The organism is Pseudomonas sp. SIMBA_068, from assembly GCF_046534705.1.
GTDB lineage: Bacteria > Pseudomonadota > Gammaproteobacteria > Pseudomonadales > Pseudomonadaceae > Aquipseudomonas > Aquipseudomonas putida.
In genome coordinates, this window is sequence record NZ_JAWRYI010001901.1 from 1 (window position 1) to 228 (window position 228).

The window sequence follows — 228 nt, forward strand, 5'->3', positions numbered from 1 at the left end:
GATGAAGCCGCGTAGATGCCAGCGTAAGCGCCAAGAAGTGCCCCCCCTGACGCCCGAACGACTTTTCCGATCCGGTTGATTTTTGCTGGTGTATCCAGAGAAGTCCAAGAGCCTTTCCCTTGACCAGAAAACGCTGGAAAAAGCTTGGCTGCGGTTGCTTTCGGGTCTTGGATAGACCCTAACGTGAACATGAAATCCCCTGTCCCGATCACTCGGTGATCATGCTTC

General features: G+C 53.5%; 1 pseudogene. It reads right to left on the minus strand.

Annotation, left to right across the window (positions count from 1 at the left end):
- Nucleotides 1-191 (minus strand): annotated as a pseudogene (locus SB756_RS36395) (hypothetical protein); the annotation flags it as partial.
- Nucleotides 192-228: the final 37 nt, after the last annotated feature.